We start from the raw sequence: 20,663 nt of genomic DNA, 5'->3' as shown, positions 1-20,663 counted from the left end.
TCGGTTTATTACGAACAATTCGCTTATATTTGCGTTATAAATAGTACGACAAGTTACGTTTGGTAATTACCAATTTAAAATATAGATTAGAATTATGGCTAAAAGTATTAAAGGAACTCAGACAGAGAAGAATCTGTTGACTTCATTTGCAGGAGAATCACAAGCAAGAATGCGTTACACTTATTTCGCAAGTGTGGCTAAAAAGGAAGGTTACGAACAGATTTCTGCTATCTTCACTGAAACGGCTGATCAGGAAAAAGAACATGCAAAACGTATGTTTAAGTTTCTGGAAGGTGGTATGGTTGAAATTACTGCCAGCTATCCGGCCGGTGTAATCGGTACTACACTCGAAAATCTTCGCGCTGCCGCTGCCGGCGAGCATGAAGAATGGTCACTGGATTATCCTCACTTCGCAGATGTAGCAGAACAGGAAGGTTTCCCGATGATTGCTGCTATGTACCGCAACATCTCTATCGCTGAAAAAGGTCACGAAGAAAGATATCTGGCTTTCGTGAACAATATCGAAAATATGACTGTATTCGCTAAAGAAGGCGAAGTGGTATGGCAATGCCGTAACTGCGGTTACATCACCGTAGGTAAGGAAGCTCCTGAAGTTTGTCCGGCTTGCCTGCATCCGCAAGCATATTTCGAAGTGAAGAAAGAAAACTATTAATCTGCGTCTACCGGATTAATTGGATAAAGAAAAATGAGGCTGACTTGTTAATCAGCCTCATTTTCTATTTATTTCGGATACTGTCTTTGTAAATGGTAATTGTCCGTTCTCTTGTCGAATCATTCTTGATACTAGTTACATCTCCCCGTGTGGTGAAATATACATAGTTTCCCATATCAAAAAAACGGTAGACTTTTATTCCGTCGTGCTCAAACAGATAACTTACTTCGTAGGTTCTGTTGTTCTCGGATTTCCCACTTTTTAGCGGGATGCCTGTATAACAGGAAGCTAATCCTATCATACAGAACAAAGAAATAAAGAGTTGAGCTAATGTTTTCATAATTATTTCTTTGCGTGCGGATAATCTATCGTGTAATGCAATCCGCGGCTTTCCTTGCGTTCCATTGCCTGGCGCATAATCAGATAGCCGACATTCACCATATTGCGCAATTCACAGATTTCTCTGGAAGCGACACTACGTTTGAACAGGCTTTCAGTCTCTTCGTAGATAATGTCCAGTCTGTCCCAGGCACGTTTCAAGCGAAGGTCGCTGCGGACAATACCTACATACGTACTCATAATCTGATTCACTTCCTTCATGCTCTGTGTGATGAGTACCATTTCTTCCGGTGAGCGGGTACCTTCATCGTTCCATTCGGGGATGTTCTCGTTGTAGGAATATTGGTCGATGACTTGCAGACTGTGCTTGGCAGCTGCATCGGCATATACCACGGCTTCAATCAAAGAGTTGGAAGCCAGGCGGTTACCGCCGTGCAGTCCTGTGCAAGAACACTCTCCTACTGCGTATAGACGCTCGATAGAAGACTGTCCGTTCAGGTCTACCAGGATACCGCCGCAGAGATAATGGGCGGCCGGAGCTACCGGGATATAATCTTTAGTGATGTCGATGCCCAGACTCAGGCATTTCTCGTAGATATTGGGGAAATGTTTCTTTGTTTCTTCCGGATCTTTGTGGGTGACGTCCAAATAAACATGATCGTCTCCGCGATTCTTCATCTCGTTGTCAATGGCACGTGCCACGATGTCGCGCGGGGCAAGCGAGAGACGCGGGTCGTATTTCTGCATGAATTCCTTGCCGTCCATAGTACGGAGTACGCCACCGTAGCCGCGCATTGCTTCCGTAATCAGGAAAGAAGGACGGTCACCCGGATGATAAAGGGCGGTGGGGTGGAACTGTACAAATTCCATATCTTTCACCGTACCTTTGGCGCGGTAAACCATAGCGATGCCGTCTCCCGTGGCGACTAGCGGATTGGTTGTGGTCTTGTAGACGGCTCCTACTCCACCGGTGGCCATCAAAGTCACTTTGGCAAGATAGGTATCTACTTTTCCGGTCTTCGGATCGAGGATATAAGCACCGTAGCATTTGATGTCCGGTGTCTGGCGGGTAACGGTGACTCCCAGATGATGTTGGGTCAGGATTTCAATAGCAAACTGGTTCTCGATTACCGTGATATTGGGATGCCGTTGCACGGCTTTGATCAGGCTATCCTGTATTTCAGCTCCCGTATTGTCTTTGTGGTGAAGGATACGGAATTCAGAGTGTCCCCCTTCGCGGTGCAGGTCAAATTCGCCTTTCTCATTTTTGTCGAAGTCCACTCCCCACTTGATTAGTTCCTCAATTTGTGCGGGAGCTTCGCGCACTACTTTCTCCACTGCGGCACGGTCGCTGATCCAGTCGCCGGCGTTCATGGTGTCTTCAATGTGTTTGTCGAAATTGTCTACCAGCAGGTTGGTCACAGACGCTACCCCACCTTGTGCGAAGTACGTATTGGCCTCTTCCAGCCCACTTTTACAGATAAGAGCAACTTTACCTTTGTGCGCCACTTTCAGCGCAAAACTCATACCGGCAATTCCGGAGCCGATAACGAGGAAATCGAATTTTCTTACCATAATTTTGTTATTTCTCACCGCAAAGCTACAAAATAAGTTACTTCGTTGTACTTTTCGTTGTCACTAATTCATAAAATTGCTACCTTGCAGGCAAAAATCTGACAAAATGAATCGAATTTTTCATGCCCGCATCGCCTGGTACCAGTATTTCCTCTTGGCAGTGCTTACTGTAAATGCCGTCGGTGCTTTGTGGTGTAAATATATCTTGCCGGCTGTGCTGTTTATGCTCATGCTGATTGTAGTGATCGAACAGATTATACATACCGCCTATACGGTCACTACGAACGGAAATATTGAAATATCCCGTGGACGCTTTATCCGTAAGAAGGTAATTCCTATTTCCGAAATTACGACTATACAAAGGTACCGTTCTATGAAATTCGGGAGTTTCTCGGTGACCGATTACATATTGATAGAGTATGGGAAAGACAAGTTTGCTTCCGTCATGCCTGTCAAAGAACGGGAATTTGTTGAACTGATTGAAAAGAAAATGAACTAAATAATTTATTTACTATGAAATACCAAGTGATTATTATCGGCGGTGGTCCTGCGGGATATACGGCTGCCGAATCTGCCGGCAAAGCCGGTTTGAGTGTATTATTGATTGAAAAGAACAATCTGGGCGGTGTCTGTCTGAACGAGGGATGCATCCCGACTAAGACTCTGCTCTATTCGGCAAAAACTTATGATAGTGCAAAGCACGCGTCGAAGTATGCGATAAACGTATCCGAAGTCTCTTTTGATTTATCCAAGATTATTGTCCGTAAGAGCAAAGTGGTGCGTAAACTGGTATTGGGGGTGAAGGCGAAGTTGGCTTCGAACAATGTCGCGATAGTATCGGGAGAAGCGCAAATCATAGATAAGAATACAGTCCGCTGCGGTGAGGAGACTTACGAAGGTGAGAACCTGATACTTTGCACCGGTTCGGAAACCTTTATTCCCCCTATTCCCGGAGTGGAAACGGTGAATTACTGGACGCACCGGGACGCGTTGGATAATAAAGAACTGCCCGCTTCTCTGGCCATTGTCGGTGGCGGAGTGATAGGAATGGAGTTCGCTTCTTTCTTCAATAGCTTGGGCGTGCAAGTGACGGTAGTCGAAATGCTGGATGAGATTCTCGGCGGAATGGATAAGGAACTTTCTGCTCTGTTGCGTGCGGAATATGCAAAGCGAGGCATTAAATTCCTGCTTAGTACGAAAGTTGTCGGCCTGTCGCAGACGGAAGGAGGTGCTGTTGTCTCTTATGAGAATGCGGAAGGAAGTGGCAATGTGGTAGCGGAGAAGCTGTTGATGAGTGTCGGCCGTCGTCCTGTGACAAAAGGTTTCGGGCTCGAAAACCTGAATTTGGAAAAGACAGAACGTGGGGCTGTCAAAGTGGATGAAAAGATGCAGACCTCCGTGCCTGGTGTTTATGTTTGCGGTGACCTGACCGGATTCTCCTTGCTGGCTCATACAGCCGTTCGTGAAGCAGAGGTGGCCGTGCATTCTATTTTGGGAAAAGAAGACACTATGAGCTATCGTGCCATTCCGGGGGTTGTCTATACCAATCCGGAGATTGCCGGGGTAGGTGAAACGGAAGAATCTGCTTCAGCAAAAGGCATTACTTGTCAAGTCATAAAGCTCCCAATGGCTTATTCCGGTCGTTTTGTAGCAGAGAACGAAGGAGTGAACGGGGTTTGCAAGGTGTTGCTGGATGAACAGGAGCGGGTGATTGGAGCGCACGTGTTGGGTAACCCGGCTTCAGAGATAATAACCCTTGCAGGAACGGCCATTGAACTTGGGTTGACGGCGGCGCAATGGAAGAAGATTGTCTTCCCTCATCCAACGGTGGGTGAGATATTCCGGGAAGCATTGTAATCCGGTACATACCATAAAAAGATATATATGAGAAAATATATAATTGTTCCGGTTTTATTGGCGGTGGTGCTGGTGATGATGTGTCATTGTACATCCGACCGGAAAGCAACAGTTCCGGCAAACGAATATTTGATTCAGGGAGAGCTGGCAAATCTTTTGGATAGTATAGTGATAGGGCTGTATGTGGATGAAGGAAACATTTTCAACCTTGTGGCGAGAGATACGCTTCTGAATGGCAAGTTTTCTTTCCGGGATACTGTCTCTGTTACAAAGAAAATGCTGATAATGTCTGATAATAAGGGATTCCCGGGCACATGGCTGGAAGTATGGATAGCGCCGGGGGAGTATATAGAAATCAAAGGAGAGGACAAATTACTGAAAACTTGGGAAGTGGTGAGCGATATCCCCGAACAGGCGGAAGAAAATCGCTTTACGGCTTGTGCAATGGCTCAGCAAAAAGAACTGATGCAGCATTTGGCGGCCGAATATGACTGGCAGCGGATGATGTTTCTAGACCATGCAGGCGATCAGGAATTTGAAAAGAAAGGCTGGGCAAAGATAGACTCTATCCGGAAGTTGACAACGCCTTTACGGCAAGAAATCTGGAAAAAGGAACTTGAATATATGAAAGAGGCGCCTATCTCTAAAGTGTGGATAGATAAGCTGCTGCTATATGCTTCTATGATGAAATACGAAACTGTCATGCCTTATAAGGAAGAAGTGAAGAGTTTGTATGCTCGAATGCCGGAAACCGAGAAGCAAACGGATGCCGGACAGGAGATTACGGCCTATATTTATCCTCCTTCTGTGGCAGGAATAGGAGATATGATGGTTGACGGAGAACTATATGACGTGAATGACTCTCTCCGCCATATATCCGAATTTGCGGGACGATTCATTTTGCTGGATTTCTGGAGTAGCGGATGTGGTCCTTGTGTGGAGTCGATCCCGGAAATGGAGAAGGTCATAGAAACTTATAAGGATAGAATGACCGTGATTAGTATCAGTGAAGACCCGAAAGCACGCTGGAAAGAATATGTTAAGACGAAAGGAATGGGTGGCAACCAGTGGAATGAACTTCGCAGAGGCCGTACGGGACTTGCTGTGAGTTATCAGGTGAAAGGGATTCCTCATTATGTGCTTATTGCTCCTAGCGGGAAGATACAAGATATGTGGTCCGGTTATGGTTCCGGTTCACTTCTGGAAAAGGTGAAGAAGAATCTGAAATAGTAGAAAAGAGACTGACTAAAAAGTCAATAGTATCTCCATTCTCCTCCTTCTGGAAGGAGGAGTACCCGTAGGGGGAGGTGGTAGGTAGATGCATAAATTATTTATTATCAGCATTGTGCATCCACCTGTCACCCCAGCTTTCAGATACCCTCTTTTGTTTTTTGTCAGATTTTAGACTTATTCAGTTGGGAAGTGCTATATTTGCGGGTGTGGTTCGATTCATAACCTGTATTGTATGAAAAAAGTTCTTTTATTAGTTGCGTTGTCCGTCTGTCTGTTGCCGTTGTGGGGACAGCGGGATTTCTCCCAAATAGATTCACTTATCAAAAAGATGCTTCCCGAAGCGTCCGAAGTCGGCATATCCGTTTATGACCTGACGGCGAAGAAGCCGTTGTATAGCTACCGTGCAGACAAGTTCTCCCGGCCTGCCTCTACCATGAAACTGTTGACGGCCATTACCGCTCTCTCCCGTCCTGATGCGGATGAGCCTTTCCGCACGGAAGTATGGCACGATGGTGTGATAGAGCACGATACACTGCAAGGCAACCTGTATGTAGTAGGGGGATTTGACCCCGAATTTGACAGTCAGGCAATGGATTCGTTGATAGAGGAAGTGATGACTTTTCCTTTCTCCGTGATTAACGGGCAGGTGTATGGCGACGTTTCGATGAAAGACTCGCTCTATTGGGGGCATGGCTGGGCTTGGGACGATACTCCTGCAGGTTATCAGCCTTACTTGTCTCCGTTGATGTTTTGTAAAGGCACGGTACAGATTTCCGTGTTTCCTTCCGCTGTGCAGGGAGATACGGCAAGCATATCCTGTAAACCGGTTTCCTCCTATTATACCCTGACGAACCGGACAAAGACACGTACTTCCTCTGCCGGAAAGTTCTTCTTCTCAAGAGATTGGTTGAGGAATGGAAATAATCTGGTTGTTTCGGGCAATGTTACCTCCATTAGAAAGGATGATATAAACATCTATGATTCTTCCGCTTTCTTTATGTACACTTTCCTCGAGCGTCTTCGGGGGAAAGGTATTACGGCTCCCCAATCATACGGATTCGCCGAATTACCCCGTGACAGTGTGCAAGTGGAACGGATAGCCTGTTGGAATACTTCCGTGCAGGAAGTCTTGAACCAACTAATGAAAGAGAGCGATAACCTGAATGCCGAAGCATTCCTCTGCCGCCTTGGCGCGCAGGCGACAGGGAAGAAGCAGGTGGCTGCCGAAGACGGAATCGTCGAGATCATGCAGCTCATCCGCCAGCTGGGACACAACCCGAAAGAGTATAAGATTGCGGACGGTTGCGGACTCTCCAATTACAACTACCTCTCCCCCGCCCTGTTGGTTGACTTCCTGAAATATGCATATTCCCGGACAGAAGTGTTCCGTATGCTATACAAGTCTCTTCCCGTAGGCGGCATAGACGGTACGTTGAAAAACAGGATGAAAAGCGCAGCCACATTCCGGAATGTTCATGCCAAGACGGGCTCGTTCACAGCTATCAATACACTTGCAGGCTATCTGAAGATGAAGAACGGACATGAAGTGGCCTTTGCCATAATGAACCAGAATGTGCTTTCGGCTGCAAAGGCCAGAGCCTTTCAGGATAAGGTGTGCGAGGTGATTATCAGGCGTTAGGCGTTCTCTCTGCCATCGGCTTATAATGTCACCTCAATGGCGGCAGGATAGATGCGCTGCGGATCAAAGAATGCGGCACAACTGTTCACCATATTCTTCAGGTCCGGCTTTACCTTTCCCTGAAAAGCCTGTTTCCCATTCACTGTAACAGTGATTTCCTTCTTCAAGTCAACCAGCTCATCACAGAGATAAATAATCACTTTCCCTTTGGCGGCAGGCGTGTAATTCTTCCTGAACTTCATTTCAATGCCCCACCTCGGATCTTTCTGAACGGTCTCATAAACGACATTATCCACATTCAGTGTGATGTGGTTGTCCGTAATGCTCATTTCGTAGCGGGTACGGGTATTGATATCGTCATTCGGGCGCTCTTTGACAAAGAGATTGTAGAATCCTTTGCGGTGCAAGCCGTCCATTTCAAAGTCTTCCCAGTAGACATATTTCGGATAAGGGTTGCGGGTATACTGTTTCAGCCACGGAGTGGTGGGACGATAGTCGATAGAATGCCCTTTGCCGGGGATTAGCTCTATGTGATGCTTGTATAGTCCGGGATGCAGACCTTGCAGCCGTTCAAATTCCTCCTTCACGTAGCCGGTGAGGATGTTCCGGTAGAAGCCGCGGTCGTCGGCACCGGTCCGCAGGGAGAAGGCGATGTGAGCGCAGTTTTCGGCAGGGGCGTTCTTCAAAGGTTCTCCGCCTGCCATGGGACCTGCCCCGGCCAGGTAGTCGGCGTAGAAAGAGGCAAGACGCTGGCTGCCGTATCCACCTTCGGATATTCCGAAGATAAACAGTTTATCCGGATTGACGTGCCCGGATACTAGTGCCTGGCGGAACAGTTTCTCCCAAGCGTATTGCTTGGCTTTCTGCCACCAGCGATAGTAACCTCCTTCGTTGGGGATTTGCGGGATAAAGTAGACGGAAGGAGCGTCGTCGAAACGCGAACAGATGTTCAGGCCGGTTTTCCATTCCGCCTGTTTGGGACCGGAACCGTGTATGTAGAGATACATCGGATAACCGTCTGCGGGTTTTTCCGCGCCCTTGCTCCCCCAATAATAGGGCATGATAGCGTTGGGTTCCAGTTCTTTGGGGAGGTGCCATTTTCCCTTGCTGGAAGCGGATAATGTATCCAGGGCGATTAGCTTTTCTTCGTCCAGCTCATCGTTGGCTGTTTTCCAAGCTTCCCATACCAATTGGCGGTAGGCCGATGCTTTGAGAAGACTGAATGACTGGTGCTTTTCATATAAAGGCGTTTCTCCACGGAGATAGTCGTTGAAATAGCATTCGATATTTTTCCGGATTTTATCAGCAGGACCGGCTACTGCTTGCAGCCTGCCGCTCCCTAATATAATAAGGAGAAGCAGACTGTGTACAGCTATCTTTTTCATATTCTTTTTATATTCAGACTTAGGTGAATAGAAAATCGGAATATTATCGGGCGTATTCGGCCCAGTTAGTGTTCTTCATATCACCGCTCTTGGCAAGTTCTGCGTGCATGCCCAGTGCAGCCTGAATAGCGTGCGGAGTCTGTGCCTTGCCGCCGGCCAGTTTGAGGTAATCCCAAAGTAACTGTTTGTAGTCGGGATGTGCACAGTTTTCGATAATGGCCTGTGCACGTTCTTTCGGGCTCTTGCCACGAAGGTCGGCAACACCTTGTTCGGTGATAACGATATTCACGGAGTGTTCGCTGTGGTCGAGGTGGGAAACCATTGGCACGATAGCGCTGATCTTACCTTCCTTAGCTACTGACGGGCAGGTAAAGATAGAGATATAAGCATTGCGTGTAAAGTCGCCTGAACCGCCGATACCGTTCATCATCTTCGTACCGCCGATATGAGTTGAGTTTACGTTGCCGTACAGGTCGACTTCGATTGCGGTATTGATAGAGATAACACCGAGACGGCGTACTACTTCCGGGTTGTTTGAGATTTCCGACGGGCGGAGCACCAGTTTGTCGCGGAAGAAATCCATGTCATTGTAGATACCTTCCAGACAGTCGTTGGTGACAGTCAGCGAGCAGGCGCTGCCGAATTTGATACGTCCTTCACGAATCAAACCGATCACGGAGTTCTGAATAACTTCAGTGTACATTTCGAATGCGGGAATCGTTTTGTCACGTCCCAGCGCACCGAGTACGGCGTTGGCGATGTTTCCTACGCCCGACTGCAACGGCAGGAAGGTCGACGGGATGATACCGCGTTTCATGTCTGCGGCAAGGAAGTCGGCAACATTCTGTCCGATTTTGTCGGTCAACGGGTCGGCAGCGGCGAAAGAGCGCGCTTCGTCCGGCCAGTTAGTCTCTACCACGCCTACGATTTTCTTCGGATCCACTTGGATGTAAGGCAGTCCGATGCGGTCGCTCGGCTTGTAGATAGGTATTTCGCGGCGGTAAGGCGGGTCGAGTGGTTCGTACACATCGTGCAATCCCATGCAGGATTTGCTGTGCGCGCTGTTCAGCTCAACGATGATCTGGTCTGCCAAACGGCAGATAGTCGGAGAGATACCGCCGGCAGCCGTCAGATAGATTTTGCCGTCCGGAGTCAGTTCGCAGGCTTCGATAATGGCTACGTTCACTTTCCCCATGAAGCCGTAACGCACTTCCTGTGCCATTTGTGAGAGGTGTATGTCGTTGTAGGCAATTTCTCCGTTGTTGACAGCTTTGCGGAAATCGGAATTGGTAGTGTAAGGAGCACGGTAACGAATGGCTTTGGCACGTGCCAGTACGCCGTCACAAGATTCACCGGTCGATGCACCTGTAAAGATACCTACCTGAAAAGGGTTTCCCTTGGCATGTTCTGCTTCAGCTATTTTTGCTAGCTCGGCTGTGACAGCCTTGGCCGTTCCGGCGGGAGTAAATCCGCTCAGGCCGATATTGTAGCCATGTTTGATAAGGCTTGCAGCTTCTGCTGCTGAAATACGATTGAATGACATAAATAGTACAATTTCGTGTTAAATACAGTTGATATTTAATTGGTTAATAATTCGCTCAATATGTTGACATTCAGGGCGGAACCTGATACTCGAATCGTAATGCTCAATGTTTAATACCTGACACAGTTGATATCTAATACTTTACACCTGACACTTGTCAATACTTCCGTTGAAGGATTTCTCCCCAGATAATAGCGCGCCGGGCTTCTTCAGCAGAATGAATGGTGAAGTCTTCTTTGTTGTCATGTGAATCGTGGGAAGTGTTATAGTGGGCACCTTGCCGGCTGTTTCGTTCATCCTGTGCGGCACTGTTGGCGATAGAGGCGGCAACGGATACTTCTTCTTTTTTCTTTTTCGGTTTCGACTCCTGCTGCCTTACTTTCGGTTTGCGCGTCCGCTGCTCTGCGGGAATCGGCTGAAACAGTTCTTCCAGCGACCTGGGTCTGCCCCAGGCTTCGGGCATAGGAGTGGCGTCGGGAGCTACTTCGACGGGAGAGGGTGTCGGCGGGACGGGGCGGTTATTTTTAGCTTTCTTCGATTTGCTATTTTTATTCACCTCTTTGAATATTCCCACGAGAATGACACCTGCTATCAAGAGAAATTTCAAAAAATCTTCCATTTTGCTTCACTTCTAAATAGTTGTCCGCCAAAGGTAGGCATTTTATCTGGTTTGAGCTAACATTTAGTTATGGCAGCTTCACAGCTCCCCTTAATTTTTTTAACCTAAACCTTAACTATGAAAAAATCTAATGTTTCTTTCATTGCACAAATGTGAAAAATAAAATTAAATTTGCCAAGAAACTGACCGGAAAATGTTTATTCTCTTAACATTAATTGCAAGTTAGCCCGCCAGACTATAAGTTTTTGCGTTATTTTTGTATCAATTCACCACTTATTAAAAACCGAAGCCGTATCTTTGCAGTCGAATTTTTAAATAAGATTTGAATATGAACGAATTAACGGGAGCGGACTTTAAATCCGCAACTGCTGATGACAACAAGAAGTTGTTTATCGAAACCTACGGCTGCCAGATGAATGTGGCCGACAGTGAGGTGATCGCCTCGGTGATGCAAATGGCGGGGTACTCCGTAGCTGAAACGCTGGAGGAGGCTGATGCCGTGTTTATGAACACCTGTTCGATCCGCGACAATGCGGAACAGAAGATTCTGAATCGCCTGGAGTTTTTCCACTCGCTGAAGAAAAAGAAGAAGCGTCTCATCGTGGGGGTACTGGGCTGCATGGCCGAGCGAGTGAAGGATGATCTGATAACGAATCATCATGTCGATCTTGTGGTCGGTCCGGACGCTTACTTGACGTTGCCCGATCTGATTGCCGCCGTAGAAGCCGGCGAGAAGGCAATCAACGTTGAACTTTCCACCACCGAAACCTATCGGGATGTGATTCCTTCACGTATCTGCGGCAATCATATCTCCGGATTCGTGTCTATCATGCGTGGCTGTAACAATTTCTGTACCTACTGTATCGTGCCCTACACCCGTGGACGCGAGCGCAGCCGTGACGTGGAAAGTATCCTCAACGAAGTGTCGGACTTGGTGGCAAAAGGCTACAAGGAAGTCACACTTTTGGGGCAGAACGTCAATTCCTACCGTTTTGAGAAGCCGACAGGTGAAATCGTCACCTTCCCGATGTTGCTCCGCACGGTGGCCGAAGCTGCTCCGGGAGTACGCATCCGTTTCACTACCTCTCATCCGAAGGATATGAGTGACGAAACGCTGGAAGTGATCGCGCAAGTGCCCAATGTGTGCAAGCATATTCACCTACCCGTGCAAAGCGGCAGCTCCCGTATCCTGAAACTGATGAACCGCAAATATACCCGAGAATGGTATCTGGACCGTGTGGCCGCTATCAAACGTATCATTCCCGATTGCGGACTGACAACGGATATATTCTCCGGTTTCCACTCCGAAACGGAGGAAGACCACGCTCTCTCGCTCTCCCTGATGGAAGAGTGCGGATACGATGCTGCTTTCATGTTCAAATATTCCGAACGTCCGGGAACGTATGCTTCCAAACATCTCGAAGACAATGTGCCCGAAGATGTGAAAGTCCGCCGCCTGAATGAGATTATCGCTTTGCAGAATCGCCTGTCGGCTGAGTCCAACCAGCGTTGCATCGGAAAAACTTACGAAGTGCTTGTGGAAGGAGTCTCCAAGCGTTCGCGCGACCAACTGTTCGGTCGCACGGAGCAAAACCGCGTCGTAGTGTTCGATAGGGGTACGCATCGTGTCGGTGATTTCGTCAACGTGCGTGTCACGGAAGCCAGTTCGGCTACGTTGAAAGGGGAGGAAGTGTAAGTTTTAAATTTGTGTACCTGCGCGTATGCAATGTTTGTAGGGTGATTATATCGTGGGTAATGTTGCAAAAAATGGTTGGTGATAAGTTATAATGATTTTAAAGTAATGGCGTTGCGGTACCGCAACGCCATTACTTTTTGTCATCTTGTTCCTGAAGTAAAGATACCATTTGACATAGTTTTGATAATGACATGGACAAGTTTTATGTAGGTTACATAGTCGAAATATTTGATGATTCTATTCTTTTATATTCGTATAATGAGGATGGCAAAGAAGATGGGGATCTTTTAATTCGGTTGGTTGATATGAAGAAAAGAATCTTCTTAAACTTCTTAAAGCAAGCGTCCTACCCTGACGTAAATAACTGTCTTGCTCTGTTATATAGATTTTAGTTTATACAACTTATATCAGAGCAAGGTCAGTTTGTATTATTAAAAGTCCTTAACAAAAGCCCATTACATCACTTTTTATTTGTTTCTTTGCACCAAATTCGGGTATAGTGTTGTCTTGTGGTTTGAGGCAGCACTTAATTTTGCTTAGAAATTAATGGAGAAACTCAGTATAAATGCTTGTCCGGTGTGTGGCAGTACGCACTTGAAACGCGTCATGACTTGTACGGATTTTTATGCTTCGGGCGAACAGTTTGAACTGTATTCGTGTGAAGATTGCGGATTTACGTTCACGCAAGGTGTTCCCGTAGAGGCTGAGATAGGTAAGTATTATGAGACTCCTGATTATATCTCCCACACTGATACGCGCAAAGGCGCGATGAATTCCGTTTATCACTATGTACGTTCCTATATGCTGGGCCGCAAGGCGCGGCTGGTAGCTAAGGAGGCGCATCGCAAGACGGGGCGTTTGCTCGATATAGGTACGGGCACCGGTTATTTTGCCGATACGATGGTGCGTCGTGGCTGGAAAGTGGAGGCGGTGGAGAAGAATCCGCAGGCACGTGAGTTTGCAAAGGAACATTTCGGACTGGAGGTGAAACCCGAATCGGCTCTGCAAGAGTTTGCTCCCGGCAGTTTTGATGTCATTACCCTTTGGCACGTTATGGAACATCTTGAACACCTCGGCGAGGTGTGGCAACAGCTTCATGAGATGTTGACGGAAAAAGGACTGCTAATTGTGGCAGTGCCCAACTGTTCCTCTTATGATGCGCAACGTTACGGCGAGTATTGGGCGGCTTATGATGTCCCGCGACATCTTTGGCATTTCACACCGGGCACTATCCAACAGTTGGCTTCCCGGCATGGCTTTATCATGGCGGCACGTCACCCGATGCCTTTTGACGCTTTTTACGTATCCATGCTAAGTGAGAAACATCGGGGTAGTTCATGTAGTTTCCTGAAAGGGATGTATGTCGGAACATTGGCATGGTTCAGCGCTTTGGGACGGAAGGAGCGGAGCAGTTCCATGATTTACGTTTTTCGGAAAAAGAGGTAGAGGATGGGAAATAAAAGCAGATATAAGTCAAGTTCGATTTTCGATATGCAGTTTATTACGTCGAGTATCAGTACCACGCTGGTGTTGCTACTGTTGGGGCTGGTTGTGTTCTTCGTGCTTACGGCGCACAATCTTTCCGTATATGTCCGCGAGAATATCAGTTTCTCCATTCTCATTAGCGACGATATGAAAGAGGCGGATATCCTGAAACTGCAGAAGAAGCTGAATCAGGAACCTTTCGTGAAACAATCCGAATATATCTCTAAAAAACAGGCATTGAAGGAGCAGACCGAAGCTATGGGAACTGATCCTGAAGAGTTTCTGGGTTATAATCCTTTCACCGCTTCTATTGAAATAAAGCTCCATTCCGATTATGCTAACTCCGACAGTATTGCGAAGATTGAGAAAATGGTCAAACGGAACAGTAATATACAGGATGTGCTCTACCGGAAGGAGCTGATTGATGCTGTGAATGATAACATACGGAATATCAGTCTGGTATTACTGGCTTTGGCGGTAGTGCTTACTTTTATCTCCTTTGCTTTGATAAACAATACGATAAGGCTTGCTATATACTCCAAGCGCTTCCTCATCCATACAATGAAACTGGTGGGGGCGAGCTGGAGCTTCATTCGGCGACCGTTTCTCCGAAGGAATGTGTGGAGTGGCGTGCTGGCTGCCGTAGTTGCCGATGCCATATTAATGGGGACGGCCTATTGGGCAGTGACATACGAGCAGGAATTGCTTCAGGTAATCACTCCCGAAGTCATGCTTATCGTTTGTGCGAGTGTGTTGGTGTTTGGAATGGTGATTACGTGGCTGTGTGCCTACATTTCCATTAACAAATACTTGAGAATGAGGGCCAATACCTTGTATTATATTTAGTAGAGAATAGATAGTAAATAGGTATAGCGAACTGTGATTCGCGACTTTAATTTTGAATTTATAATTAAACAAACTATGTCTGACAAGCAGAAATTTGCCTTTGATAAAGTGAACTTTATCTTGCTAGCGGTAGGAATGGCGATTGTTATTATCGGGTTTCTATTGATGACAGGACCTTCGTCGTCCGAAACGATCTTTGAACCTGATATTTTCAGTGCACGTAGAATTAAGGTGGCGCCTGTCGTTTGCCTGTTCGGTTTCTTGTCGATGATTTATGCGGTATTGCGCAAACCTAAAACTAAAATAGAATAAAGATAAGTTATGAGTTGGTTGGAAGCATTAATCCTTGGACTGATTCAGGGATTGACAGAATATTTGCCTGTAAGTAGCAGTGGGCATTTGGCTATCGGGTCGGCATTGTTTGGGATACAGGGTGAAGAGAATTTGGCATTTACAATTGTAGTGCATGTGGCTACGGTATGCAGTACATTGGTGATTCTTTGGAAAGAGATAGATTGGATTTTCCGCGGGTTATTCAAGTTCCGGATGAACGAGGAGACGCGCTACGTGATTAATATATTGATCTCAATGATACCAATCGGTATTGTGGGAGTATTCTTTAAAGACTATGTAGAAGAAATATTTGGCTCGGGACTGCTGATTGTGGGCTGTATGTTGTTGTTGACGGCTGCCCTGCTGACTTTCTCGTACTATTACAAGCCGCGTCAAAAAGAAAAAATCTCGATGAAAGATGCGCTTATTATCGGTATTGCCCAGGCTTGTGCAGTAATGCCGGGATTGTCCCGTTCGGGTTCTACCATCGCTACGGGATTACTGTTGGGAGACAACAAAGCGAAGTTGGCGCAATTCTCTTTCCTTATGGTTATTCCGCCCATTCTGGGTGAGGCATTGCTTGACGGTATGAAGATGATGAAAGGGGAGGACGTAGTGGGAGACATTCCTGCATTGTCGTTGATTGTAGGTTTTATGGCTGCTTTCATAGCCGGTTGCCTGGCTTGTAAGTGGATGATAAACATAGTGAAGAAAGGAAAGCTGATCTATTTCGCAATCTATTGTGCGATAGCAGGATTGGTAACGATTATATTGAGCTGATGAATTTTAAAAAAGGCGAAGTACTGTTTTTTAATAAACCTCTTGGCTGGACTTCATTTAAGGTGGTAGGGCACGCCCGCTATCATATCTGTCGCCGGATAGGGGTGAAAAAACTAAAGGTCGGCCATGCCGGCACGTTGGACCCTCTTGCAACGGGGGTGATGATTGTATGCACAGGCAAGGCTACAAAGCGGATTGAAGAGTTTCAATATCACACGAAGGAGTACGTTGCGACACTCCGGTTGGGTGCTACTACCCCGTCGTATGATTTGGAGCATGAGATAGATGCCACCTACCCTACCGGACATATCACGAGGGAACTGGTGGAAAAAGTGTTGACGCACTTTATCGGAACGATAGAACAAGTACCTCCTGCCTTTTCCGCCTGTATGGTGGACGGCAAGCGTGCTTACGAGCTGGCACGTAAAGGTGAGGAAGTCGAACTAAAGGCGAAACAGCTTGTTATCGACGAGATTGAATTGTTGGAATGCCGTTTGGAAGAACCGGAACCGATGATTCGGATTCGTGTGGTATGCAGCAAGGGGACTTATATCCGCGCACTGGCACGCGACATTGGCGAGGCGCTCCATAGCGGGGCTCATCTCACAGGGTTGATTCGTACCCGTGTAGGCGATGTCCGTTTGGAAGACTGTTTGGATCCCGCACTTTTTAAAAACGTAATAAGGAATAGATATGAAGCTATCACAATTCAAATTTAAGTTACCCGAGGATAAAATCGCTTTGCATCCTACGAAGTATAGAGATGAGTCGCGTTTGATGGTATTGCATCGTAATACAGGTAAAATTGAACACAGGATGTTCAAGGATGTATTGGACTACTTTGATGATAAAGATGTGTTTATATTCAACGATACAAAGGTGTTCCCCGCTCGTTTGTACGGTAATAAAGAAAAGACAGGTGCTCGTATTGAAGTATTCTTATTGCGTGAGTTGAACGAAGAACTCCGTCTGTGGGATGTGCTCGTAGACCCAGCGCGTAAAATCCGTATTGGTAATAAATTGTATTTCGGTCCGGATGATTCAATGGTGGCCGAAGTAATTGATAATACCACTTCTCGTGGTCGTACGCTTCGTTTCCTGTATGACGGACCGCATGATGAATTTAAGAAGGCTTTGTATGCTTTGGGCGAAACTCCGCTCCCCCACTCTATTATCAATCGTCCTGTAGAACCGGAAGATGCCGAACGTTTCCAGTCTATCTTCGCGAAGAAAGAAGGCGCGGTGACTGCCCCGACAGCTAGCTTGCACTTCAGTCGTGAATTGATGAAACGTCTGGAAATTAAGGGAATAGACTTTGCCTATATCACCTTACATGCCGGCCTGGGCAACTTCCGTGACATTGATGTAGAAGACTTGACGAAGCACAAAATGGACTCGGAACAGATGCTTGTGGACGAAGCGGCGGTGAAAACTGTCAATCGTGCCAAGGATACCGGTAGAAACGTATGTGCGGTAGGTACTACGGTGATGCGGGCTATCGAGAGTGCAGTCAGCACCGACGGACATTTGAAAGAATTTGAAGGTTGGACAAATAAGTTCATCTTCCCGCCGTACGAATTTACTGTGGCTAACTCGATGATTTCCAATTTTCATATGCCTCTTTCTACACTCCTGATGATTGTAGCCGCTTTCGGCGGATACGAGCAGGTAATGGACGCTTATCACGTAGCATTGAAAGAAGGTTACCGTTTCGGTACTTATGGCGATGCAATGCTGATTTTGGACAAATAATGGCGGAAGTATATGTAGGACTCGGTACTAACCTGGGTGATAAAGAACAGAATCTCCGGGATGCCGTGCAGAAAATAGAAGAGCAGATAGGGAAAGTTGTTTCCCTGTCTGCTTTTTACGTTACTGCTCCGTGGGGCTTTGCTTCTGAAAACAGTTTCCTGAATGCTGCCGCTTGTGTAGACACGGATTTATCTCCTTTAGAGGTATTGCGGGAGACGCAACTAATTGAACGGGAGTTAGGGCGCACCAAGAAGTCTGTTGACGGAGTATATAGCGACCGTCTGATTGATATTGACCTCTTGCTTTACGATGATCTGGTGCTCTCTGTTACTTCTCCTTCCGGGGCAGCACTGAATCTCCCCCACCCTCTAATGACGGAGCGCGATTTTGTGATGCGGCCACTGGCAGAAATTGCGCCGGACGTGGTACACCCGGTATTGGGAAGGACGATAAAAGAGCTCATTTCTTCTTCCTGTCGGCAATAAATCGTGGCAGATAAGCCAGACAGCCTATCAATATGGCATAAAGCAGGTGAATGTCTTGAAACTCACGGTGGATGAAATGACAGACAATGGCGTAAATCGCAATCGTAAATCCGATATAGAGCGCCAGTGCGAAAAGCGTTCTTACTTTCTTATTTAGAATCATTTTAAATCTATTATTGTGTTAAATACCGCCCAAAGATACTCATAATCTCCGAAATCTCTTTATCTTTGCAACCGAAATGAAAGTGTGGACAGATTTGAGTAGCTTGCAACCACAGAAAAAAATGCTAAAACACGACTCGTTGATGTCTTTCGGCATATATTTGCACTACTCACCTCTCCTGCTCTATCATCTTTTAATTCTTATTTTTTAATTCTTAATTTAAGAAAGATGGGATACTTATTTACATCCGAATCGGTGTCAGAAGGACACCCCGACAAGGTAGCCGATCAGATATCGGACGCCGTGCTTGACAAACTGTTGGCTTACGACCCCAGTTCGAAAGTAGCTTGCGAAACACTAGTAACTACCGGACAAGTAGTATTAGCGGGTGAAGTGAAAACAAAAGCGTACGTTGACCTACAACTCATCGCACGCGAGGTGATTAAGAAAATCGGTTATACCAAAGGAGAGTACATGTTCGAAAGTAACTCTTGCGGTGTACTTTCCGCTATTCACGAGCAGAGTCCCGATATTAACCGTGGTGTAGAACGTCAGGATCCGATGGAACAGGGTGCAGGCGACCAAGGTATGATGTTCGGTTATGCAACGAACGAAACGGAAAACTACATGCCGCTTTCTCTTGATCTGGCACACCGTATTCTGCAAGTGCTGGCCGACATCCGTCGCGAAGGCAAGGTAATGACTTACCTCCGTCCCGACGCCAAGAGTCAGGTTACTATTGAATATGACGATAACGGAACTCCTGTTCGCATTGATACAATTGTTGTCTCTACACAGCATGATGATTTTATTCAGCCGGAGAATGACTCGGAAGCCGCTCAGTTGAAAGCTGACGAAGAAATGCTGTCTATCATTCGTCGTGATGTGATTGAAATTCTGATGCCTCGCGTGATTGCTTCTATTCATCACGATAAAGTGCTGGCTCTGTTCAATGACAAGATTGTCTATCATGTTAACCCGACCGGAAAGTTTGTCATCGGTGGTCCTCACGGAGATACCGGTCTGACCGGACGTAAGATTATCGTTGATACCTACGGCGGTAAAGGTGCTCACGGTGGTGGCGCTTTCTCCGGAAAAGACCCTAGTAAGGTGGACCGTAGCGCAGCTTATGCAGCTCGTCATATCGCTAAGAATATGGTTGCAGCAGGTGTGGCAGACGAAATGCTTGTACAGGTAAGTTATGCTATCGGTGTGGCTCGTCCGATTAATATTTTTGTGGATACTTACGGCCGTTCTCATGTGAACATGACTGATGGCGAGATTGCACGCGTTATCGACCAGCTGTTCGATCTTCGTCCGAAAGCAATCGAGGAACGTCTGAAACTTCGTAACCCGATTTATCAGGAAACGGCAGCTTATGGTCACATGGGACGCGAACCACAAGTGGTAACGAAGAAGTTTTCTTCTCGTTATGAAGGTGACAAAACAGTGGAAGTGGAACTCTTTACATGGGAGAAACTCGACTACGTTGATAAGATTAAAGCAGCTTTCGGTCTGTAAGCTAGTCTGAAAGAGGGTTTATACGATAAGAGCCGCAATCTCACTTCCGTTTTATGGAATTTGGGATTGCGGCTCTTTATTTCTACTAGAAATCACTACCTTTGTTCCATTAAGAAGTAAAACAAGCCGTGAGATGAAAAAGAAATACGACTATTTTATATATTACTTTCCACTATTCGCCTTTTTGTTTATCGGTATGGGTAGTATTTTACTATCTGTTTCTCTATCCTCTTGTTCTTCTTCTGTGAAGAATCCGTTACTGCTCTGTGCCGACTCGTTAATGGAGGTAAGTCCTGATAGTGCGTTATCTATTTTGGAGTCAATTTCCTCACCACAGAAGCTGTCACGTGCTGATAGAGCGCTTTATGCATTGTTGCTTACACAGGCACGGCATAAGAATTATGTACCTTTAGATGATGATTCGCTGATAAAGGCGGCTGTCGATTATTATGGCGACAGAGATAAGAGTTTACGCGCTGCACAGGCTCATTATTATTGGGGCGCCACTTATCGGGATATGGGACGTACCTCCTTTGCGGTAGAAGAATATTTGAAAGCGATTCGACTAATGCCTGAACAAAATGAGTTCTTGGCAATGATATATGATAATTTGGCGGAATGCTATGAGGAAGAAGATTTGGATGATGTAGCAATGGAGGCTTATCGTAAAGCTTATCAGATATTGAAAGGAGGTGTAGAACAAATATATCCATTAAGGGGTATGGCACGTGTTTTTTTG

Annotated in this window: 20 protein-coding genes and 1 pseudogene; 15 read left to right on the top strand and 6 right to left on the bottom strand. The window is 46.4% G+C overall.

Annotated features, from left to right (window positions below; genetic code table 11):
• Positions 1–94: 94 nt before the first annotated feature.
• A complete protein-coding gene (rbr, locus tag BHV72_RS08935) occupies positions 95–673 on the top strand; it encodes a rubrerythrin (protein ID WP_005676804.1) in 579 nt (192 codons plus the stop codon).
• A gap of 64 nt (positions 674–737) precedes the next feature.
• Here the strand turns inward: rbr and BHV72_RS08930 are convergent, their stop codons facing one another.
• Entirely contained in the window at positions 738–1,013 is a 276-nt protein-coding gene (locus BHV72_RS08930) for a DUF4884 domain-containing protein (RefSeq protein WP_122295586.1), read from the bottom strand.
• A 2-nt stretch (positions 1,014–1,015) separates the two neighbouring features.
• On the bottom strand, positions 1,016–2,587 hold the full coding sequence (gene nadB, locus BHV72_RS08925; protein ID WP_005676806.1) for an L-aspartate oxidase: 1,572 nt from the start codon (positions 2,585–2,587) through the stop codon (positions 1,016–1,018).
• Between the two features lie 106 nt (positions 2,588–2,693).
• On the opposite strand from nadB, the gene BHV72_RS08920 reads away from it, so the two are divergent.
• From BHV72_RS08920 to dacB, 4 genes are all read left to right on the top strand, one after another.
• Positions 2,694–3,086, top strand: coding sequence for a PH domain-containing protein (locus BHV72_RS08920; RefSeq protein ID WP_005676807.1), 393 nt, complete (start codon positions 2,694–2,696; stop codon positions 3,084–3,086).
• Positions 3,087–3,100: 14 nt separating this feature from the next.
• Positions 3,101–4,444: a dihydrolipoyl dehydrogenase gene (gene lpdA / locus BHV72_RS08915; protein ID WP_122295587.1), complete on the top strand. Its 1,344-nt coding sequence runs from the start codon at positions 3,101–3,103 to the stop codon at positions 4,442–4,444.
• Between the two features lie 27 nt (positions 4,445–4,471).
• The gene (locus tag BHV72_RS08910) at positions 4,472–5,674 is read left to right on the top strand and encodes a TlpA disulfide reductase family protein (protein ID WP_122295588.1); all 1,203 of its coding nucleotides are present in this window, start codon (positions 4,472–4,474) and stop codon (positions 5,672–5,674) included.
• A 235-nt stretch (positions 5,675–5,909) separates the two neighbouring features.
• Positions 5,910–7,316 (top strand): D-alanyl-D-alanine carboxypeptidase/D-alanyl-D-alanine endopeptidase, encoded by a 1,407-nt coding sequence (gene dacB / locus BHV72_RS08905; RefSeq protein ID WP_286855603.1) that lies wholly within the window; start codon positions 5,910–5,912, stop codon positions 7,314–7,316.
• Positions 7,317–7,336: 20 nt separating this feature from the next.
• On the opposite strand, the gene BHV72_RS08900 is transcribed toward dacB, so the two are convergent.
• The 3 genes from BHV72_RS08900 to BHV72_RS08890 form a co-directional block, all read right to left on the bottom strand.
• Complete coding sequence (locus BHV72_RS08900) at positions 7,337–8,701, bottom strand: hypothetical protein (RefSeq protein WP_269096920.1); 1,365 nt, start codon at positions 8,699–8,701, stop codon at positions 7,337–7,339.
• A gap of 43 nt (positions 8,702–8,744) precedes the next feature.
• Positions 8,745–10,244, bottom strand: coding sequence for a butyryl-CoA:acetate CoA transferase (locus tag BHV72_RS08895; protein ID WP_005676812.1), 1,500 nt, complete (start codon positions 10,242–10,244; stop codon positions 8,745–8,747).
• A 157-nt stretch (positions 10,245–10,401) separates the two neighbouring features.
• A complete protein-coding gene (locus tag BHV72_RS08890; RefSeq protein ID WP_005676813.1) occupies positions 10,402–10,863 on the bottom strand; it encodes a hypothetical protein in 462 nt (153 codons plus the stop codon).
• Between the two features lie 328 nt (positions 10,864–11,191).
• Between BHV72_RS08890 and miaB the strand changes: the two genes are divergently transcribed.
• The 8 genes from miaB (at position 11,192) to folK (ending at position 18,240) form a co-directional block, all read left to right on the top strand.
• Positions 11,192–12,559, top strand: coding sequence for a tRNA (N6-isopentenyl adenosine(37)-C2)-methylthiotransferase MiaB (miaB, locus tag BHV72_RS08885; protein WP_005676814.1), 1,368 nt, complete (start codon positions 11,192–11,194; stop codon positions 12,557–12,559).
• Between the two features lie 546 nt (positions 12,560–13,105).
• On the top strand, positions 13,106–14,005 hold the full coding sequence (locus tag BHV72_RS08880) for a methyltransferase domain-containing protein (RefSeq protein ID WP_005676815.1): 900 nt from the start codon (positions 13,106–13,108) through the stop codon (positions 14,003–14,005).
• A 3-nt stretch (positions 14,006–14,008) separates the two neighbouring features.
• Positions 14,009–14,890, top strand: coding sequence for a cell division protein FtsX (locus tag BHV72_RS08875; RefSeq protein ID WP_005676816.1), 882 nt, complete (start codon positions 14,009–14,011; stop codon positions 14,888–14,890).
• A 75-nt stretch (positions 14,891–14,965) separates the two neighbouring features.
• Positions 14,966–15,202, top strand: a complete 237-nt coding sequence (locus BHV72_RS08870; protein ID WP_022043214.1) for a DUF3098 domain-containing protein — start codon at positions 14,966–14,968, stop codon at positions 15,200–15,202.
• Positions 15,203–15,211: 9 nt separating this feature from the next.
• Entirely contained in the window at positions 15,212–16,003 is a 792-nt protein-coding gene (locus BHV72_RS08865; protein WP_005676818.1) for an undecaprenyl-diphosphate phosphatase, read from the top strand.
• Positions 16,003–16,722: a tRNA pseudouridine(55) synthase TruB gene (gene truB, locus BHV72_RS08860; RefSeq protein WP_286855602.1), complete on the top strand. Its 720-nt coding sequence runs from the start codon at positions 16,003–16,005 to the stop codon at positions 16,720–16,722. The genes BHV72_RS08865 and truB overlap by 1 nt, the downstream gene beginning before the upstream one ends.
• Positions 16,697–17,755, top strand: coding sequence for a tRNA preQ1(34) S-adenosylmethionine ribosyltransferase-isomerase QueA (gene queA, locus BHV72_RS08855; RefSeq protein ID WP_005676821.1), 1,059 nt, complete (start codon positions 16,697–16,699; stop codon positions 17,753–17,755). Before truB ends, queA begins: the two co-directional genes overlap by 26 nt.
• On the top strand, positions 17,755–18,240 hold the full coding sequence (gene folK, locus BHV72_RS08850) for a 2-amino-4-hydroxy-6-hydroxymethyldihydropteridine diphosphokinase (RefSeq protein ID WP_005682541.1): 486 nt from the start codon (positions 17,755–17,757) through the stop codon (positions 18,238–18,240). The genes queA and folK overlap by 1 nt, the downstream gene beginning before the upstream one ends.
• On the opposite strand, the gene BHV72_RS08845 is transcribed toward folK, so the two are convergent.
• On the bottom strand, positions 18,215–18,403 hold the full coding sequence (locus BHV72_RS08845) for a hypothetical protein (protein ID WP_005676824.1): 189 nt from the start codon (positions 18,401–18,403) through the stop codon (positions 18,215–18,217). The genes folK and BHV72_RS08845 overlap by 26 nt on opposite strands.
• 228 nt (positions 18,404–18,631) lie before the next feature.
• Here BHV72_RS08845 and metK point away from each other — a divergent pair, with 228 nt between their 5' ends.
• Positions 18,632–19,924 carry a methionine adenosyltransferase gene (gene metK / locus BHV72_RS08840; RefSeq protein ID WP_055169803.1) on the top strand — a complete coding sequence of 431 codons (1,293 nt, stop codon included), beginning with the start codon at positions 18,632–18,634 and terminating at the stop codon, positions 19,922–19,924.
• A 133-nt stretch (positions 19,925–20,057) separates the two neighbouring features.
• Positions 20,058–20,663, top strand: a pseudogene (locus BHV72_RS08835) (tetratricopeptide repeat protein); the annotation flags it as partial.

It is taken from the genome of Bacteroides sp. 43_46 (assembly GCF_001915455.1).
GTDB classification, from domain to species: domain Bacteria; phylum Bacteroidota; class Bacteroidia; order Bacteroidales; family Bacteroidaceae; genus Bacteroides; species Bacteroides caccae.
The sequence above is the reverse complement of the archived record's forward strand: the minus strand, read 5'-3'. Positions and strand labels throughout refer to the sequence as shown.

Bases quoted from the DNA above. Each gene is read 5' to 3' on its own strand.
- rbr (WP_005676804.1), top strand. From the start codon at position 95: ATGGCTAAAAGTATTAAAGGAACTCAGACAGAGAAGAATCTGTTGACT.
- BHV72_RS08930 (WP_122295586.1), bottom strand. From the start codon at position 1,013: ATGAAAACATTAGCTCAACTCTTTATTTCTTTGTTCTGTATGATAGGA.
- nadB (WP_005676806.1), bottom strand. From the start codon at position 2,587: ATGGTAAGAAAATTCGATTTCCTCGTTATCGGCTCCGGAATTGCCGGT.
- BHV72_RS08920 (WP_005676807.1), top strand. From the start codon at position 2,694: ATGAATCGAATTTTTCATGCCCGCATCGCCTGGTACCAGTATTTCCTC.
- lpdA (WP_122295587.1), top strand. From the start codon at position 3,101: ATGAAATACCAAGTGATTATTATCGGCGGTGGTCCTGCGGGATATACG.
- BHV72_RS08910 (WP_122295588.1), top strand. From the start codon at position 4,472: ATGAGAAAATATATAATTGTTCCGGTTTTATTGGCGGTGGTGCTGGTG.
- dacB (WP_286855603.1), top strand. From the start codon at position 5,910: ATGAAAAAAGTTCTTTTATTAGTTGCGTTGTCCGTCTGTCTGTTGCCG.
- BHV72_RS08900 (WP_269096920.1), bottom strand. From the start codon at position 8,701: ATGAAAAAGATAGCTGTACACAGTCTGCTTCTCCTTATTATATTAGGG.
- BHV72_RS08895 (WP_005676812.1), bottom strand. From the start codon at position 10,244: ATGTCATTCAATCGTATTTCAGCAGCAGAAGCTGCAAGCCTTATCAAA.
- BHV72_RS08890 (WP_005676813.1), bottom strand. From the start codon at position 10,863: ATGGAAGATTTTTTGAAATTTCTCTTGATAGCAGGTGTCATTCTCGTG.
- miaB (WP_005676814.1), top strand. From the start codon at position 11,192: ATGAACGAATTAACGGGAGCGGACTTTAAATCCGCAACTGCTGATGAC.
- BHV72_RS08880 (WP_005676815.1), top strand. From the start codon at position 13,106: ATGGAGAAACTCAGTATAAATGCTTGTCCGGTGTGTGGCAGTACGCAC.
- BHV72_RS08875 (WP_005676816.1), top strand. From the start codon at position 14,009: ATGGGAAATAAAAGCAGATATAAGTCAAGTTCGATTTTCGATATGCAG.
- BHV72_RS08870 (WP_022043214.1), top strand. From the start codon at position 14,966: ATGTCTGACAAGCAGAAATTTGCCTTTGATAAAGTGAACTTTATCTTG.
- BHV72_RS08865 (WP_005676818.1), top strand. From the start codon at position 15,212: ATGAGTTGGTTGGAAGCATTAATCCTTGGACTGATTCAGGGATTGACA.
- truB (WP_286855602.1), top strand. From the start codon at position 16,003: ATGAATTTTAAAAAAGGCGAAGTACTGTTTTTTAATAAACCTCTTGGC.
- queA (WP_005676821.1), top strand. From the start codon at position 16,697: ATGAAGCTATCACAATTCAAATTTAAGTTACCCGAGGATAAAATCGCT.
- folK (WP_005682541.1), top strand. From the start codon at position 17,755: ATGGCGGAAGTATATGTAGGACTCGGTACTAACCTGGGTGATAAAGAA.
- BHV72_RS08845 (WP_005676824.1), bottom strand. From the start codon at position 18,403: ATGATTCTAAATAAGAAAGTAAGAACGCTTTTCGCACTGGCGCTCTAT.
- metK (WP_055169803.1), top strand. From the start codon at position 18,632: ATGGGATACTTATTTACATCCGAATCGGTGTCAGAAGGACACCCCGAC.